This window comes from Abiotrophia defectiva ATCC 49176 (assembly GCF_037041345.1).
In the GTDB taxonomy this organism is placed as follows: domain Bacteria; phylum Bacillota; class Bacilli; order Lactobacillales; family Aerococcaceae; genus Abiotrophia.
Map to the genome: position 1 here is coordinate 685007 of NZ_CP146287.1, position 15409 is coordinate 700415.

The 15409-nt window shown below is 50.1% G+C and carries 17 protein-coding genes; 14 read left to right on the forward strand and 3 right to left on the reverse strand.

Annotated elements, in window-relative coordinates; translation table 11 throughout:
* Positions 1–2 precede the first annotated feature (2 nt).
* Complete coding sequence (locus tag V7R82_RS03295; protein ID WP_338543376.1) at positions 3–1166, forward strand: hypothetical protein; 1164 nt, start codon at positions 3–5, stop codon at positions 1164–1166.
* A gap of 302 nt (positions 1167–1468) precedes the next feature.
* Positions 1469–2617, forward strand: a complete 1149-nt coding sequence (locus V7R82_RS03300) for an LPXTG cell wall anchor domain-containing protein (RefSeq protein WP_338543378.1) — start codon at positions 1469–1471, stop codon at positions 2615–2617.
* 448 nt (positions 2618–3065) lie between these two features.
* On the opposite strand, the gene V7R82_RS03305 is transcribed toward V7R82_RS03300, so the two are convergent.
* Positions 3066–3611, reverse strand: coding sequence for a TetR/AcrR family transcriptional regulator (locus V7R82_RS03305; RefSeq protein WP_314198126.1), 546 nt, complete (start codon positions 3609–3611; stop codon positions 3066–3068).
* 133 nt (positions 3612–3744) lie between these two features.
* Between V7R82_RS03305 and V7R82_RS03310 the strand changes: the two genes are divergently transcribed.
* The 7 genes from V7R82_RS03310 (at position 3745) to V7R82_RS03340 (ending at position 10443) form a co-directional block, all read left to right on the forward strand.
* Positions 3745–4446 (forward strand): ABC transporter ATP-binding protein, encoded by a 702-nt coding sequence (locus V7R82_RS03310; protein ID WP_338543382.1) that lies wholly within the window; start codon positions 3745–3747, stop codon positions 4444–4446.
* A 137-nt stretch (positions 4447–4583) separates the two neighbouring features.
* Positions 4584–7949, forward strand: coding sequence for an FtsX-like permease family protein (locus V7R82_RS03315; protein WP_338543385.1), 3366 nt, complete (start codon positions 4584–4586; stop codon positions 7947–7949).
* A gap of 844 nt (positions 7950–8793) precedes the next feature.
* Complete coding sequence (locus V7R82_RS03320; RefSeq protein ID WP_023391804.1) at positions 8794–8991, forward strand: hypothetical protein; 198 nt, start codon at positions 8794–8796, stop codon at positions 8989–8991.
* 44 nt (positions 8992–9035) lie between these two features.
* Positions 9036–9278, forward strand: a complete 243-nt coding sequence (locus V7R82_RS03325; protein WP_023391805.1) for a DUF2922 domain-containing protein — start codon at positions 9036–9038, stop codon at positions 9276–9278.
* Positions 9279–9346: 68 nt separating this feature from the next.
* On the forward strand, positions 9347–9598 hold the full coding sequence (locus V7R82_RS03330) for a hypothetical protein (protein WP_338543387.1): 252 nt from the start codon (positions 9347–9349) through the stop codon (positions 9596–9598).
* Entirely contained in the window at positions 9582–9809 is a 228-nt protein-coding gene (locus tag V7R82_RS03335) for a phage holin (protein ID WP_338543389.1), read from the forward strand. The genes V7R82_RS03330 and V7R82_RS03335 overlap by 17 nt, the downstream gene beginning before the upstream one ends.
* Positions 9793–10443 (forward strand): CHAP domain-containing protein, encoded by a 651-nt coding sequence (locus V7R82_RS03340; protein ID WP_338543391.1) that lies wholly within the window; start codon positions 9793–9795, stop codon positions 10441–10443. The genes V7R82_RS03335 and V7R82_RS03340 overlap by 17 nt, the downstream gene beginning before the upstream one ends.
* A 166-nt stretch (positions 10444–10609) precedes the next feature.
* On the opposite strand, the gene V7R82_RS03345 is transcribed toward V7R82_RS03340, so the two are convergent.
* Positions 10610–11434: a hypothetical protein gene (locus V7R82_RS03345; RefSeq protein WP_338543393.1), complete on the reverse strand. Its 825-nt coding sequence runs from the start codon at positions 11432–11434 to the stop codon at positions 10610–10612.
* Positions 11435–11489: 55 nt separating this feature from the next.
* Here V7R82_RS03345 and V7R82_RS03350 point away from each other — a divergent pair, with 55 nt between their 5' ends.
* The 4 genes from V7R82_RS03350 (at position 11490) to V7R82_RS03365 (ending at position 14292) form a co-directional block, all read left to right on the forward strand.
* On the forward strand, positions 11490–11963 hold the full coding sequence (locus V7R82_RS03350; RefSeq protein WP_338543395.1) for a hypothetical protein: 474 nt from the start codon (positions 11490–11492) through the stop codon (positions 11961–11963).
* 187 nt (positions 11964–12150) lie between these two features.
* Positions 12151–12405, forward strand: coding sequence for a hypothetical protein (locus V7R82_RS03355; RefSeq protein ID WP_338543397.1), 255 nt, complete (start codon positions 12151–12153; stop codon positions 12403–12405).
* A 398-nt stretch (positions 12406–12803) separates the two neighbouring features.
* Entirely contained in the window at positions 12804–13109 is a 306-nt protein-coding gene (locus V7R82_RS03360) for a DUF2087 domain-containing protein (RefSeq protein ID WP_338543399.1), read from the forward strand.
* Positions 13093–14292 carry an MFS transporter gene (locus V7R82_RS03365; protein WP_338543401.1) on the forward strand — a complete coding sequence of 400 codons (1200 nt, stop codon included), beginning with the start codon at positions 13093–13095 and terminating at the stop codon, positions 14290–14292. Before V7R82_RS03360 ends, V7R82_RS03365 begins: the two co-directional genes overlap by 17 nt.
* Before the next feature lie 100 nt (positions 14293–14392).
* Here V7R82_RS03365 and V7R82_RS03370 read toward each other — a convergent pair whose 3' ends face one another.
* On the reverse strand, positions 14393–14731 hold the full coding sequence (locus V7R82_RS03370) for a hypothetical protein (RefSeq protein WP_338543403.1): 339 nt from the start codon (positions 14729–14731) through the stop codon (positions 14393–14395).
* Between the two features lie 386 nt (positions 14732–15117).
* Between V7R82_RS03370 and V7R82_RS03375 the strand changes: the two genes are divergently transcribed.
* Positions 15118–15360, forward strand: coding sequence for a GlsB/YeaQ/YmgE family stress response membrane protein (locus V7R82_RS03375; protein WP_306487057.1), 243 nt, complete (start codon positions 15118–15120; stop codon positions 15358–15360).
* Positions 15361–15409 lie beyond the last annotated feature (49 nt).

Genomic DNA, 15409 nt, shown 5'->3' on the forward strand with positions numbered 1-15409 from the left:
TCATGAAAAAAGTTGTTCATAAGCTAATGGCCTTAGCGGCTCTTGTGGGGATGGGTTTGCCAGTTGTGCAAGCCCAGGCCCAAGAACAGCCTAATGTATTACCAGTTGTGAGTCTTGTACCCAAAGATGCAACGCCAAGAATCGGGCGCAATGCCTTAGTCAAGATTAACTTAGTAGGTGCCGATAATGTCGTTCATAAGTCGCTCTATTACACTAGCTTCAACACGGTGGATATTACCTTAGGCCAAGTTGCTAGCTTGCTAGGGTCAAGTTATGACATTGAATTAGCACCACAAAATGTGCAAACAGACACCCATCTCAAGAATTATGTGACGGATCATGGCGAGTTCTACGGAAGTTACTTAGCAGCTAATTTTGTTCTTAAGAACCCAGATCAAGTTCCAGTAGAAAAAGCTGAAGAACCTGTTATCTATCCTGTTACCGTATTGGAAGAAAAAGGAGCAGACCTATTCTATGAACAATTAGTGACAGTAGATGTTAAGGACCAAGCAGGGACTGACTTAGCTACCACCCATTACTTAATTAATAGTGATAGCACAGAATCTCCAGTTGACTTAGCGGCAGCTAGCTTTACCAAGGAGCACCCTGAGTATCAAGTGGATGCGCAAACTGCCCAGCTACAAGGGAGCGTCAACCGTCAGCAACTAGAGGAAGTCCTTACGAGTCTAGGGACTGTTAATGTCTTCCGTAGCCACTATGTCTTAACGGCGGTCCAAGCTACCAAGCCTCAAGTAGCAGCAGCTGAGCCAGCAGCTCAATCATCAGCCGCAACCGTAAGTAGCCAAGTAAGCCAAAGTCAAGAAGCGACTTCATCTGCGCAAGCCAAAGAAAATAAGGCAGAAAAACCAGCTCCAAGCAAGAAAGAAGAGAAGATTGATAAAGTTAAGAAAGAAATTAGTCAATCTCCAAGTAAGAAGGTTGACGCTCCAACTAATCTAGCTAAGAAAGATGGTCAGTCAGAGAAAGCTAACAAAGCAACCCAAAGCCCAGCTCCAGTAGCTGCGACCACACCAAGCAACAAGATTGGCAGACAGTTGCCAAATACAGGTGAAGTCCATATTGGAATTATCTCAATTGTTTCCCTTGGATTAACGCTGATTGGTTTATTAATCGTCTTGGCAGAAAAACGCCGTTTAAGAAGATAGACTTATGAACGTGATAGAAAGGTTGTCAGTAAGTATGCAGAATAAAATATTCAAATTTACCTTAGTCGCAGCATTTTCTTGTCTTCAATAATAGCTTATCTACAAGTCTACGACACTTTTGTGCTAAATAAGTAATAAGGTTATTAATTTATTATACTTCTAAACCCCCAGATAACTTTTCTGAGGGTTTTTCTCATAAAACATCAAATTCGACGATTTTTAATCGATTTTGATGACTTTGCCCCATTTTGCTGGCCCAAGGCTTATACTGTAGTCAAGAAAAAGAAAAGGAGAGACCTACCATGAAAGCAATTATTAAAAAGAGTATTACATTATTAGCAGCCGTGAGCCTGGCTTTGCCATTGGCACCAGTGCCGGTTGCCCAAGCGCAAGAGACCTTATCCGTTGTCAACCTCATGCCTAAGGCGGACGAGACAGCTTCCGAGAAGGGGCTAGTCAAGATTCATTTAGTCGACAAGGACGGCAAGGTCCACAAGACCCTCTACTATACTAGCGTCAATACAGGAGACGTGACCTTTAACCAAATCTATGACTTGCTTAAGGGCACTTATAAGATTGAGCGCGTCCCTCAGAATATCAAGACTGATACGGCTAAGAAGCACTATGTCACAGACAAGGGCGAGTTTGACGGCCATACTTTTGAAGCCAACTTTGTCTTGGAAGCTGCCGACAGCCTGCCGGTAGAGGAAGCCCAAGAACCTAAGACTTACGCCGTGACCGAGTTGCCTAAGCACAACCCTCTTTTAGACGCCCAACTGATGACGGTTAAGGTTCAAGATGACAAGCAAGCAGTCTCCGAAACCAGCCACTACCTGGTTAACAGCGAGACCAGCCAGTCTCCCTTCGATATGGCGGCCCAAGCTTTCGTCAAAGCCCATCCCGACTACAAAGTCGACGCCAGCCAAGCTCAACAAGTTGGCCAAACCAACCCAGACGCCAAGGAAGAGGTCCAAACCAACCTGGGCACCTTCAAGGTCTACCGCTCCAACTATGTGCTGACCGCTGTGGCGGCCGGGCAAGCAGGGCAGGCTAGTCAAGCAAGCCAGTCTAGTCAGGCTGCCAATAGCCAAAGCCAAGAAAGCAAGGCACCAGCTGCGAGCCAAGCATCTGGCAACAACCAAACTTCCGGCAACAACCAAGGTGCTGCCGCAAGCCAGTCTTCAGCTGCGAGTCAGTCTTCTGCTGCGAGCCAGGCTTCAGCTACTAGCCAAGCACCAGCCGCCAACCAATCTTCCGGCGCGAGCCAAAGCTCATCAGCCAGCCAAGCGACTAAGGAGTCTAAAGAGCCAGGCGTTCGCTATGACCGTAATGGCCGCCGCCTCCCAAGCACTGGTGAAGCCTCCTCAATCCTTTCCCTCTTCATCATCGGCCTCCTAATCGTGTCCGGCATCTGGATCGCCTACACCGAACACCGCAAACAATCCCGTTAACAGCAAACAGCCCTGCCATTTTAGTGGCAGGGCTTCTTTTGTGTTTTGGAAAAAGGGAGCGTGGCGCCGGCTGCCTAAAAAGATAGATTCCGCCAGAGCTAGTGGTCCACTCGGTCGAGTGGACCACTAGCGCGCCTCGAAAGCGGCCTCTAGCCCCCAAAAAGGCAGAAAAAGCCGGAGCCAGTGGTCCACTCGGACGAGTGGACCACTAGCGCACCCTGAAAGTAGCCTCTAGCCCCCAAAAAGGCAGAAAAAGCCGGAGCCAGTGGTCCACTCGGACGAGTGGACCACTGGCGCGCCCTGAAAGTAGCCTCCAGCCCCCAAAAAGGCAGAAAAAGCTGGAGCTAGTGGTCCATTCGGACGAGTGGACCACTAGCGCGCCTCGAAAGTAGCCTCCAGCCCCTAAAAAGTTAGAAAAGGCCGGACCACTAGCGCGCCACCAACCCCTTTACCAGTTAGTAAAGTCTAGTACCTTCCCAAAGATATCGCGGATTTCTTGGGGGGATTCTTTGGCGCCGCTGCTGACCCAGAGGTTGATGATGCCTTCGACTAGGCTGAGGACGCATTCCAGGGCGTATTTTTGATTAATAGGGAAGTTGCGGCCTAGAAAGGCCTGCAAATCGGCTGGGTCTTCGCGCCGGAAGAGTTGCAGCATGAATTCGCGGATGGTGGCCTTGAAATTGAGATAGTTGCTCTGGGAGAGGGCGTAGATGAAGTCGTAATTTTCCTTAATATACTCCAGGACTAGCACCAGGTGGACATTGTGCTCCTGATTTTCAATGAAGAAAGTGCGCAGTTGGGTCAGGGTCTCTTCCTTGAGTTGCTCCATGAGGTCGAACTTGTCCTGGTAGTGCAGGTAGAAAGTGCCGCGGTTAATGCCGGCCCGCTGGCAGAGTTGGCGGACGGTCAGCTGCTCGAAGCCTACTTCTTGTAGGAGCTGGGTTAGGGCCGTTTTGATGGCAGCCTTGGTTTGGGTTTGGCGTTTTTGAGTCATAGGCCCTCCTTAAATAGACACTCTGTTGATTTTTGCTTATTGTCTTAGCCTTCCGTCTATTTTATAATAAAAGCAGAGATAAATCAACACCTGTCAATTTAACCACCTCAGGCAGGAGAAAGGACGTGACCGCATGGCCTATATTGAAGTAAAAGATTGTTGTAAATACTTTCCATCGGGTCAGGGGCAAATTACAGCCAACAAAGACCTGAATTTTGACATCCAGCAGGGCGAGTTGGTCATCATACTAGGAGCTTCCGGCGCCGGCAAGTCTACCCTACTCAACATTCTGGGGGGCATGGACACGGCCAGCCAGGGGGAGATTTGGATTGACGGCCAGAACATCGCCGCCTACAGCAGCCACCAGCGGACCGACTACCGCCGCTATGACGTGGGCTTCGTCTTCCAGTTCTATAATCTGGTGCCCAATCTGACCGCGCTGGAAAATGTCGAGCTAGCCGCGGAAATCGTGCCCCATGCCATGGATCCAGCTCAGGCCCTGGCTGCCGTGGGTCTCAGCCACCGACTGGATAATTTTCCGGCCCAGCTATCGGGGGGCGAGCAACAACGGGTGTCCATCGCCCGCGCCCTAGCCAAGAAGCCCAAGCTCCTGCTCTGTGACGAGCCGACCGGGGCCCTGGACTACCAGACCGGCAAGCAGGTCCTGCAGATTCTTCAGGACATGTCCCGCCAGGAGGGGGCCACGGTCATTATCGTCACCCACAATGGGGCCCTGGCGCCTATCGCCGATCGGGTCATCCGCCTACACGACGCCCAAATTCAGTCGATCACGGTCAACGACCAGCCGCAAAATATTGGGGACTTGGAGTACTAGAAGGTGGGGAAAGGAAAGGGCTGGCGGCTGGCTCTGCGGAGCGGGGCGCTTTGAGCCTGCCGGGTCAGCGACTTGAGCCTGTCAGCCACCCCACAAAAATAATTGACTAACATCTCTATCCAAAAGGAGGTCAGCCCATGACCAAGTCAACACTTTTCAAAGAATTCTGGCGTAGCCTTGGTCAGACCAAGGGGCGCTTCCTATCCATCGTATGCCTCATGATGCTGGGGTCCTTTGCCCTAGTGGGCTTGCAGGCTGCACCGCCGGACATCACCCAAACGGCCAGTGCCTACCTAGAGGGCTTGCGGGTTCAGGACCTGACCGTCCTGTCCGACTATGGCCTATCCCAAGCAGATATGGAGGAGCTGGCCCAGCTGTCGGGTGCCCAGGTCGAAGGGGGCTATCTGACCGACGTGGTGCTGGACCAGACACCTGAAGCCTGGCGGATCTTCAGCTTGACCCAGGACTTGGCCCACTATCATTTAGTAGCCGGCCGCCTGCCTCAAGCCTCGGGGGAAATTGCCCTTTTAAGCAGCCTGCAAGGCCGCTTTCAGCTAGGCGATACCGTCAAGCTAAAGGAGTCCGGCAATGCCAAAGCCATGCTCAAGCAGACGACCTTTACCATTACCGGCTTCGTCAACTCAGGCGAGCTGGGCAACCAGGTCCTCTTCGGTCCTTCAACGGCCGGCAGTGGGACCCTGGCTGGCTACGGGGTGGTGACGGCCCAGGACTTTGACAGTCCGGTCTACACTCTGGCCCGCCTGCGCTATGACGATTTGGCCGGGCTCAATGCCTATCAGGCCCGCTACTGGCAATTGGTGGACCAGCACCAGGCTGACTTGGAGGCTCTCCTAGCCGATAACAGCGCCGCCCGTTTGGCCCAAGTCCAATCCCAGGTCCAAAGCCAAATCGACCAGGGCCAGTCCGACCTAGATTCGGCCTCAGAGGCCCTGGCCTCAGGCTCCAGCCAGCTAGCCTCGGCTGAAAGCCAGTGGGCGGACCAGTCGTCTGCCTTGGACCAAGCGGCCAGCCAGTGGGCTAGCCAGGATGAAACTTTGACCCAGGGCCAAGGCCAACTAGCCAGCGCCCAAGCCGCCTTAGCCCAGGCCAAGGCCCAACTGGAAAGCGGGGCAGCCGCCCTGACCAGTGGCCAGGCCAATTTGACGGCCAAGGCCCAGGAACTGGCCCAAGCCAAGTCCCAATTAGACGCCGCCAAGAGCCAGCTGGACAGCCAGGCTCAAACCCTAGCCAGCCAGAGCCAGGCCTTGGCTGACGGCCAAGCCAAACTAGCCGCCGGTCAGCAGGCCCTGGCCGCCCAAGAAGAGGCCCTGCGCCAAGCCGGCCAGGACCCGGACGCCCAGCCGGACATTCAGGCCGCCCGCCAGGCTCTAGCTGATCAGGCCCAGACCCTGGCCAGCGCCAAAAGCCAACTTGAAGCCGGCCAAACCCAGTGGCAAGCCGCCAATACTAGCTACCAAGAAGGGCTGGCCCGCTACCAAGCAGGCGCCGCGGCCCTTGCCACGGGTCAGGCTCAATATGACAGTCAGGCTGTCAACTATCAAGCAGGCTTAAGCCAATACCAAGCCGGCCAGGCCCAATTGGCCAGCCAGTCGGCGACCGCCCAAGCCGGGGCCCAGGCCCTAGAGTCGGCTAGCCAGGAAATCAGCAGTGGCCAGGAAGCTCTGGCGTCTGCCCGCCAGGAGCTGGATGACCAGCAGGCTCAATTTGCCAGCAAGGAAGCGGAGGCCCAAGCCTCTCTCAAGGAAGGCCAGGCCGACCTTGACCGGGCCCAAGATGCCCTGGCCGGCCTGGTTACGCCTAAGTACCGGGTTTACAGCCGCCAGACCTATCCGGGCGATGTCGAGTTCTATACCAGCAAGCTGCGGACCGAGGGTATGGCCAATGTGGGCAATGTCTTCCCCGTGGTGCTCTACCTAGTGGCCGCCCTGGTGACCCTCACCACCATGACCCGCTTTATGAGCGAGGAAAGGTTGAAGGCCGGTCTCCTGCAAGCCCTGGGTTATGGCTCTGGCGATATCCTAGCCAAATACCTACTCTATGGCCTCCTGTCTAGTGGCCTAGGCGCCGTCTTGGGCATTGTGGCCGGAACCTATGGCCTGCCTTATGTCTTGGGCCATACGCTCTTTGCCACCTCGACCTATCCGCCTATTCAACTGCATTTCTACTGGCCGCTTGCGGCTCTGGCCCTGGGCCTGTCCTTCCTGTCCAGCCTGCTGCCTATCTGGTGGGTGGCCCGGCGCGAACTGGCTGAAACGCCAGCCCAGCTCCTGCTGCCTAAGCCACCGGCGCGCGGCAGCCGCATCTTGCTGGAGTGGGTGACCTGGTTCTGGCGCCGCCTAACCTTCACCCAGAAGGTGACAGCCCGCAACATCTTCCGCTACAAACAACGCATGCTCATGACTATCCTGGGGGTGGCCGGCTCGGTGGCCTTGCTCTTCGCGGGCCTGGGCATCTCCTCTTCCTTTGCCGGCATCACCGAGCGGCAATTTGACCAGCTGGTGGGCTATGACCTGATCGTGGCCCGTCAGCAGCATGTCAATGCCTCCCAGGAAAGCGACTTAGCCTCTGCCCTGGCTCAGGCTGACCTGGCTCAGACCCTGGACATTCAGCTGCAAACGGGTCGCCAGCACTTGCCTGGCTTCAAGGATCAGCAGGAAGTGACCATTATGGTGGCGCCTGATGGTGGCTTTGGCCAGCTCATGACCTTCTATGATGCCTATAGCCATGATCGCTTGGACCTGCCCGACCGGGGTGCCCTGATTAGCCAGAAAATGGCGGAGAAAGCCGGTCTTAAGGTAGGCGACCGCCTGACCCTGGAAGACCCCGACGGTCAGCCGGTCAGTGTAACGGTGGCGGGCATTGTCGAGCTTTATGCCGGCCACAGTGTCTACCTGAGCCGGACTGCCTATGAAGCCGCCTATGGCAAATCCTGGGCAGCCAACGCCCATTTGGTCCAGCTGACGCCTGAAGCCAAAGGCGACCTGGCTAAGGTCAGCGCCCGCTTTATGGATTTGAGCGGCGTGCGCTCGGTCATTCAGAACAGCGGCATCCGCCACCAAATCCAGGTGACAGTCGATTCCCTTGCCCTAGTCATGCAGATTTTGACCCTGGTTTCCGTCCTGCTGGCCGCCGTCATCCTCTATAATTTGACGACGATTAATGTGGCCGAGCGGATTCGGGAGCTGTCTACCATTAAGGTTCTGGGCTTCCACAATCGCGAAGTCACCCGCTACATCTACCGCGAGACCGTAGCCCTGTCCCTAGTCGGCATCCTCTTTGGCCTGGCCGGCGGCTGGGTCCTGCACCGCTATTTGCTGGGGCGCATCTCGGCAGATTTCGTCCAATTCAACCAAAATGTCGCCTGGACCGTCTACCTGACCCCAGTTGTGGCCATCCTTCTGATTCTAGCTGCCCTGGGCTGGCTAGTAGACCGCCAACTCCGCCAAGTCGACATGCTAGAAGCCCTGAAATCAGTAGATTAGTATAGAAGCAAAAGCCTTCCCTGATGGGAAGGCTTTTTTGTGTGGGCTTAGGACGAAATTGGGAGAAAAGTCAGGAGCCAGTGGTCCACTCCGTCGAGTGGACCACTAGCTAGGTCGGAAACTAAGGAAAAGGGCAGGAATCGGGTGATTTGCTAGGAGCCAGTGGTCCACTTTTTCGAGTGGACCACTGGCTGGGCCGGAAACTAAGGAAAAGGGCAGAAACCGGGAGCTTTGCCAGGAGCTAGTGGACCACTTTGAAGAGTGGACCACTGGCTAGGCCGAGAACTGAGGAAAAGGGCAGGAATCGGGGTTATGTCAGGAGCTAGTGGTCCACTTTGGAGAGTGGCCCACTGGCTGGGCTGGAAACTGAGGAAAAGGGCAGAAATGGGGAGCTTTGTCAGGAGCTAGTGGCCCACTTTGGAGAGTGGACCACTGGCTAGGCCGGAAACTGGGGAAAAGGGCCGAAATGGGGAGCTTTGTCATGAGCTAGTGGTCCACTTTGGAGAGTGGACCACTGGCTGGGTCGGAAACTGGGGAAAAGGTCAGAAATCGGGTGATTTGTCAGGAGCTAGTGGTCCACTGGCTAAGCCGGGAATTGGGGAAAAGGGCAGGAATCGGGGGTTTGTCAGGAGCTAGTGGCCCACTTTGGAGAGAGTGGACCACTGGCTGGGTCTTGAACCTGGGAGAAGGGCAGAAAACCGTGAAATTTGCCAGGAACCAGGCCGGGCTCACGATAATTCTTTTCGAAAATAGGCAAGTTGTGTCTAAGTGAGCACGTAGAAAGGGGGCGCTCAGACCCTATTTATATATGTAGCTACAAATCAAAGCAAAGGAGCGAAATACAATGGCACGATCATTCGTTAAGGGCACCCTCCAAATGACCTCCATCGACGAAAACAAGAAGAAGGAAAACGTCAGCTTAGGTCATGTAGTGGCTAATGCCTCACTTGAAGATGTGACAGCGGTGCGCGATGCAGTGGGCACACTGGTTAAGCACCCAATCACTGAAACCAAAGTTACTGAAGTCTATGCCTATAACTAGGCCTAGCACCTACCCACTAAACTAGAAGAAAGGAGCCACCCACAATGGCAGAAGTAAAAACTACCAAGAAGCTAGACCTCAACTTCAAGGCTGCTGACGGCAAGTCCAAGAAGATCAGTCTAGCTCACGCCAAGGACAACTTAGATGCCAACACGGTCAAGTCCGCCATGGACACGATTGTGGCTAAGAACATCTTCGAGAAGGACAGCGTCGACCAATATGCCAGCGCCAAGAATGCCAACATGGTGACACGATCCGTAGAAGAAATCTACAAGGCAGAAAACTAAGCACCGTAGGTGCAGGGGACCCGCGGAGCGGGTCCCTTATTCATATATAAAGAAAGGAGATGAGTCGGATGAGTCTGTTAGAAATTGGAGGCTTGGCATCGGCAACGGTGGCAGTGATCACCCTGATTAGCAAGCTAGTCAACCTCATTACTGCCATCCAGAGCCTCATCCTCCGCATTGATGAGATGCAGTTAGAGATTGAGGCTAATAAGTTAGTCGTCAAGACCATTGACGACCGCCTAGCTTCAATGGATCTGCGCATAACCAAAATTGAGACCCTACTAGAAGAAAGGAAGCAAGCAAATGAACTTAAACAATAAATACTATGATGCGCTCAAGTGGCTAGTACTAATCTTCTTACCCGCCTTGGCTGTCCTAGCTTCAGGACTAGGCGACCTCTATGGCTGGGCGCTTACCAGTCAACTAGTGGCCACCATTAACCTAGTCGCCGTCTTCCTAGGCGCACTAATTCAGAAGTCCAGCCTAGACTATTGGCAGAAGGGCGGTGACGACCATGGGACAGGCCGATAAACTGATTAGAGTAGCCCAGAGCTACCTGGGCACTAGCCAATGGTCTGACGACCACCTAGCCATGGTAGATGCCTACAATTCAGTCAGCCCCATCCCAGTGGGCTATGCCGTCCAGTACAGTGACGACTGGTGCGACATCTTCGTTACCGTCTGCGGGGATGAAGCAGGCATTAGCCACCTAATCGGACGAGAGTGTGGCGTCCCACGCCATCTAGCTTGGTTCCAGGAACAAGGCATCTGGCTAGGGCAAGAATGGCCACAAGCCGGGGACATTGTCATCTTCAACTTCGATGGTGGCCCTGTCGACCACATTGGGATTGTAGAGCGAGTCCAAGCAGACGGATCCATTAGCACCCTAGAAGGCAATTACAATGGTCGAGTAGCCAGAGCCTACTATGACTGGAACCACGAGGCCATTGCGGGGTATGCCAGACCACGCTATGACCAGGACAATCAGGAGTCAGCCCCCGCATCATCGGAAGATACCTCACCTAGTGACGATCTCATCACTGCGGTAGCCTGGGATGTGATTCGGGGTGAGTATGGCAATGGGGAAGAGCGGGTCAGAGAGTTGACTGATGCGGGGTATGATTATCAGACTGTGCAGGATAGGGTTAACCAGTTACTAAACTAATACACCAAACAAAAAGCCACCTAGCGGTGGCTTTTTTCTTTTCCTACGGCAATGGGGCAATGGTCTTGACATTGGGACCGCAGAGTTATGGAACCGGGTACTCGCCGACGGACAAGGGGTGAGGGGATTAGAGAAGGGGAACTATGCTGATGCTCTAAAGTGGTTACTATTCACTTTTAGATATCATAAGTTTGATAGGACCATTATCTGATTCGAGAGTTACTATAATATCTTTAGATAATTCTATAGGTTTTCCGTCGGTTGGATTTAATACTTGGAAGATAATGTTTTTTGGTTTTGATTTATTACTGTGCTTTTCAAAGATTCTCTCAATTAAGGGTTCAAAAAATTGTCCCGAGACATAAATCGTTGCTAATAAAAAGAATATGACTATGTGATTAATAGTTTTTATTTCTCCTAAATCAAAAACCGAAGAAAATAGGGTACCAACTATAAAGTAAAATAGAAAACTGAAAAATATATAGATTAGGAAAAGGAGACCGAACTTTGTATTTGATTTTGAGGAGTACAATAGGTATTTATATCTTAAAAATATTTCTAAGTATTTTATCGAAAGTCCTCCCATTAAACCATAAACGAAGGCTAAGATAAGGATCGGGATAAGATCAGGATGGTGATTTAATGCATATGATATCTTTGTTATAAATTGGGGTACGGTTTCTAAACCAAGTGCACCATATAAGAAGGCAGCATTTATAATTACATATATGACCGAGAAGAAAGTCATAATTGCAAATGAATGCTTTTGCATAGGCTGTATTTTATCATTAACTAGAGAACTATCCAAAAATTCATTGATTATAGGTAAGTTTAAAAGTACTAGTATTATGGCGGTACTAATTGAGATTATTATCTCTATATTTTCTGTTTTTTCACCCATAGAATATCTTATTAATAGATTTGCTATTATTATCATAATCGAAATAATAATACGCTCTGAATTACTAAGTTTACACATGTTGCGTTTCATATCGATTCCTTTCAGTGAGGTGACAACCATGTTCAACCAGGAGAAACTGGTTGAAATGTATAGTAGTGTAATCCACCATATCTTGCACCGTCACGGTGTATTTTCGCATCATCAGAACTATGGCGACTACTTCAATGAGCTCTATACTAAGCTCCTTGATCTGGCCGGTAAGTTCCAGGGGGACGCGCTCGATGATGCGGAGCGCGGGCATTTCGTAGCTTATGCTAAGGCTGGCCTAGAGCGCCAATTATGGCAGTTGCTGAAGCAAGAGCGTCAGCGTAAGCGAGAAATACCTTTAGAGAATCTATGCATCCAGCAGAGTGGCGATGAAGTGGAGTCAGAGCTAACAAGAATCGACTTTCTAGCGAACGCCCGGCGCGTGCTGGAGAAGGAAGAGTACGACTTCTTGCTAGTAGTTGTTGACGATCATTGGACTGTATCTGACAAGGCCAAGATGCTCGGTATGAGCCGTAAGACCTACTATCAGAAGCGGTCTCGCATCATTAGGGCTCTGAAGGAGATGAAATAGAGTCGCTATAATTAGTATTATAAGATAGGGGAGAATTAGATACAATAGGTCACATGAAAAAAGTGCTGGGTTATTATGGGCGAAGTGTTTTGGACACACCTGACAAGAAATAAGGTGATGGTGGGGTGCGAAGAACAATTCTATATGATATAATAAGTATATATAAAATATACTATCGGGGTGTTTTATGAATAATTTGTATGATAAAGAAATAGAGCAGAAGCTAAGCGAGCTAGAGATATACGTTGAAAAAGGAGATTATAATGAATTTTTTGCAGCATACGAGGCCTTTCAACAGACAGAAGCATTTAAATTTTTAAAGAAAGGTCATCTTGAGAAGTTAGCATCTCTCAAAGAGAGAGCCATGTACAGAAAAAATTTCTTAGAAGGGATGCGTAATCTCGATAAGCTAATTAGTAATGAAGACGAAATGGAGCGTTAGCAAGCTAGTCGTTCGCCTTTTATAAAATTTTTTAGCTGGCGTCTAATTTGATAGAATAGCGATTGAACTATAATTAAAACGGAAAGTTTCGAAAAATGCTTTCCGTTTTTTTATATAGGTAACACTTTTCGTGCCACCACCCTATATATAAGTGTAGCTACAAATCAAAGCAAAGGAGCGAAATACAATGGCACGATCATTCGTTAAGGGCACCCTCCAAATGACCTCAATCGACGAGAACAAGAAGAAAACGTCAGCTTAGGTCATGCGGTGGCTATTTTCTGGCGCAAAACTTTAGCTCTAGCTTCTGGCAACTGTCACTCTCCCTTGCCATCTAGCAGAATGCCATATAGAATAGAGACGAGCAACATTTTACTGAAAACAGAGGAGGCCAAAGCATGGTTGAAGAGACAATTTCGCGCTATATGAGAGATGGCAAGTTCTATGTCCTGCCGCGCAAACAAAAAAATAGACTAGAAGTCTTTCAATATATCTATCAACACTTGCAGCAATATGCCCAGGAATTCACCGAGCCTGAGCTCAATGAGCGGATTAAGGAAGTCTACGAGGATTTCGCGACCATGCGGAGATACCTAGTGGATTACAAGTTTCTGATCCGAGATAACTATGGTAAGTCCTACCAGCTCAATCCCCAAGTAGGGCAAGCGCCTCAGACGGAGGCAGCCCATGAATTGGAAAATTAAGAATTTTTATTTGATTATGACGGTGGAGACCATTGCGGAGCAGATGTTTGTGTCCTTGACCTATCTGCTTTTGATCTACCTGGGCTACTCCATGACTGAGATTGGTCTGCTCTTGGCTACCTTTACGGCTACCACCATGGTCGCCGAGATTCCCAGTGGGATCTTGGTCGATTCTATCGGGGAGAAGAGGGTTATGTCCCTGTCCTTTCTCCTGCGGGCCATTGGCCTATTCTTCATGGCAGGAACCCGTAATATTGTCGTCTTGATCCTGACGGCTGTCTTAACCGGCTTGGCCGTCTCCCTCAGCTCTGGGACCCTGCAGTCTTGGATTGTCAATGAAATCAAGGAAGCCAATGCGCCTTACGATATCGCGCAAGTATTTTCTAACCTAAAGATTATCGGTCCATTCTTCGGCCTCCTGTCCGGCTTTGTCGGCGCGCAAATTCTGGGCAAAGACAACCCAGCCATTCCTTTCTATGTGGCATCGGCCATCTTGATCGGCTTATTGGTCTATGTGCAGCTGGTGCCCAATGTCTTCAAGCCGCGCCCGCGTCAGAACCACTGGGGCCAGATTAAGCAGGTCTACCGAGAAACCGTGGTCAACCTTATAGAAGCACTCAAAGACAGCCGCATCCTGCTCTACTTCATCATGTTTTCCATGCCGGCCGTCTTGGACCTGGGCCCGTCTAACCAGTGGCAGGTCATCCTGGGGGATGCCGTGCAGGAATACATCGTGGGCTATTATATTATCGGAATTGGCCTCTCCACCATCCTGTCCAACCTCTTCCTCAGCAAGGTCCTCTTGAAGAAAAAGATGGATATGGTGGCCTTAATTGACCGGGTCCTCCTGCTAGATGTGGTGACCCTCTTAGTGATCAGCTTCTATCTGCCGGTCTTCCCTTACTTATTCCTCTTCCATGTCTTCTTAGTAGGCATTAATGGAACGCTGATTATCACCTATATCCATGAAAAGCTGATCAAGCAGGATCACCTACGGACCTCGCTTGTGTCTTCCTTCTATTCCTTACAGGCTCTCGCGTCCAGTCTGCTCCTAACCGTCAACGGCTACCTGTCAGATCTGATCGGCATCAGCAAGACCTGGCTAGCCTTCACGCTGATCTCAATCCTAGTCTTCCTGGCCTTGCGCGGGTTGACGGCAAGGAAAGAAGAGAGCCAGGCATAGGGAGTGGGGCAAGCAATAGGGCTATATGAAGCAATCATTCAGCTAATTCACACAAAAAAAGAGAGGCACTTGTGCCTCTCTTTTATTTTGCGAAATCGAATTAGTTTTCGAGTTTTTCGCCAGCGTTTTGCAATGCTTCGCCAGCCGCGTCTTTAGCGTCTTCAGCCTTGTCAGCCGCCGCTTCAGCCACATCAGCTGCTGCGTCTTTAGCGTCTTCAGCTTTGTCAGCTGCTGCATCTGCAACGTCTTCAGCCTTGTCTTTAGCTGCGCCACCAAGTTCTTTAGCTTTTTCAACAACATCGCCAGCTACATCTTTAGCTGTTTCGAAGGCGTTACCAGCTACTTCTTTAGTTTTTTCAACAACATCACCAGCTACATCCAAGGCTTTTTCGCCAAATTCGCCAGCTTTTTTAGACAAATCTTTCAATAAATCAGACATCTTAATGTCCTCCTTTCATTTGATAATTAAATTATAGCATAAAAAAAAGTCTTAGGAAAGCGGTTTAGGAAGAAATCGGTCTAAAGACTGATTTTTTCTAATTTCTATTCACATAATTTCAAGTAAAAACAAGGGGAGTATCAAAAAATGGAACAATAAAGATTATTATAATAAGCATCCAAAAAAACAATCAAATAGGTGTTTGACAACTTCAAGAGCATTAATTATATTAAATTAGTTTTATATTTTGAAATCTAATCTGTTGATTTTATCACTTGTCCGAGAAAATTATTACAGTTGCTTTATAAATATTTCTATGATAATCTTGAAATGTAGGGCGGATGAATAGCCCTACATTTCAAATCTATAAGAAAGGAGCTAATACCATGATCTGGTCTATTATCATTGGTGGGCTTATCGGCTTAGTTGCGGGTAGCCTTACTAAAAAAGGTGGTTCAATGGGGATCGTTGCCAATGTGCTTGCTGGTTTAGTAGGTTCTTCTGTTGGTCAACATCTTCTTGGGACTTGGGGTCCAAGCCTCGCGGGAATGGCCTTAATTCCATCTGTCTTAGGTGCTGTAATCGTAGTTTCAGTAGTATCAATGTTACTCGGTAAAAACAAAGCTTAATGAGTCAACTGAACACTCAAATAGAGTACACAACAACTAAAAGAGTATA

Excerpts from the sequence above, each read along its gene's own strand:
- V7R82_RS03295 (WP_338543376.1), top strand. The coding sequence starts at position 3 with ATGAAAAAAGTTGTTCATAAGCTAATGGCCTTAGCGGCTCTTGTGGGG.
- V7R82_RS03300 (WP_338543378.1), top strand. The coding sequence starts at position 1,469 with ATGAAAGCAATTATTAAAAAGAGTATTACATTATTAGCAGCCGTGAGC.
- V7R82_RS03305 (WP_314198126.1), bottom strand. The coding sequence starts at position 3,611 with ATGACTCAAAAACGCCAAACCCAAACCAAGGCTGCCATCAAAACGGCC.
- V7R82_RS03310 (WP_338543382.1), top strand. The coding sequence starts at position 3,745 with ATGGCCTATATTGAAGTAAAAGATTGTTGTAAATACTTTCCATCGGGT.
- V7R82_RS03315 (WP_338543385.1), top strand. The coding sequence starts at position 4,584 with ATGACCAAGTCAACACTTTTCAAAGAATTCTGGCGTAGCCTTGGTCAG.
- V7R82_RS03320 (WP_023391804.1), top strand. The coding sequence starts at position 8,794 with ATGGCACGATCATTCGTTAAGGGCACCCTCCAAATGACCTCCATCGAC.
- V7R82_RS03325 (WP_023391805.1), top strand. The coding sequence starts at position 9,036 with ATGGCAGAAGTAAAAACTACCAAGAAGCTAGACCTCAACTTCAAGGCT.
- V7R82_RS03330 (WP_338543387.1), top strand. The coding sequence starts at position 9,347 with ATGAGTCTGTTAGAAATTGGAGGCTTGGCATCGGCAACGGTGGCAGTG.
- V7R82_RS03335 (WP_338543389.1), top strand. The coding sequence starts at position 9,582 with ATGAACTTAAACAATAAATACTATGATGCGCTCAAGTGGCTAGTACTA.
- V7R82_RS03340 (WP_338543391.1), top strand. The coding sequence starts at position 9,793 with ATGGGACAGGCCGATAAACTGATTAGAGTAGCCCAGAGCTACCTGGGC.
- V7R82_RS03345 (WP_338543393.1), bottom strand. The coding sequence starts at position 11,434 with ATGAAACGCAACATGTGTAAACTTAGTAATTCAGAGCGTATTATTATT.
- V7R82_RS03350 (WP_338543395.1), top strand. The coding sequence starts at position 11,490 with ATGTATAGTAGTGTAATCCACCATATCTTGCACCGTCACGGTGTATTT.
- V7R82_RS03355 (WP_338543397.1), top strand. The coding sequence starts at position 12,151 with ATGAATAATTTGTATGATAAAGAAATAGAGCAGAAGCTAAGCGAGCTA.
- V7R82_RS03360 (WP_338543399.1), top strand. The coding sequence starts at position 12,804 with ATGGTTGAAGAGACAATTTCGCGCTATATGAGAGATGGCAAGTTCTAT.
- V7R82_RS03365 (WP_338543401.1), top strand. The coding sequence starts at position 13,093 with ATGAATTGGAAAATTAAGAATTTTTATTTGATTATGACGGTGGAGACC.
- V7R82_RS03370 (WP_338543403.1), bottom strand. The coding sequence starts at position 14,731 with ATGTCTGATTTATTGAAAGATTTGTCTAAAAAAGCTGGCGAATTTGGC.
- V7R82_RS03375 (WP_306487057.1), top strand. The coding sequence starts at position 15,118 with ATGATCTGGTCTATTATCATTGGTGGGCTTATCGGCTTAGTTGCGGGT.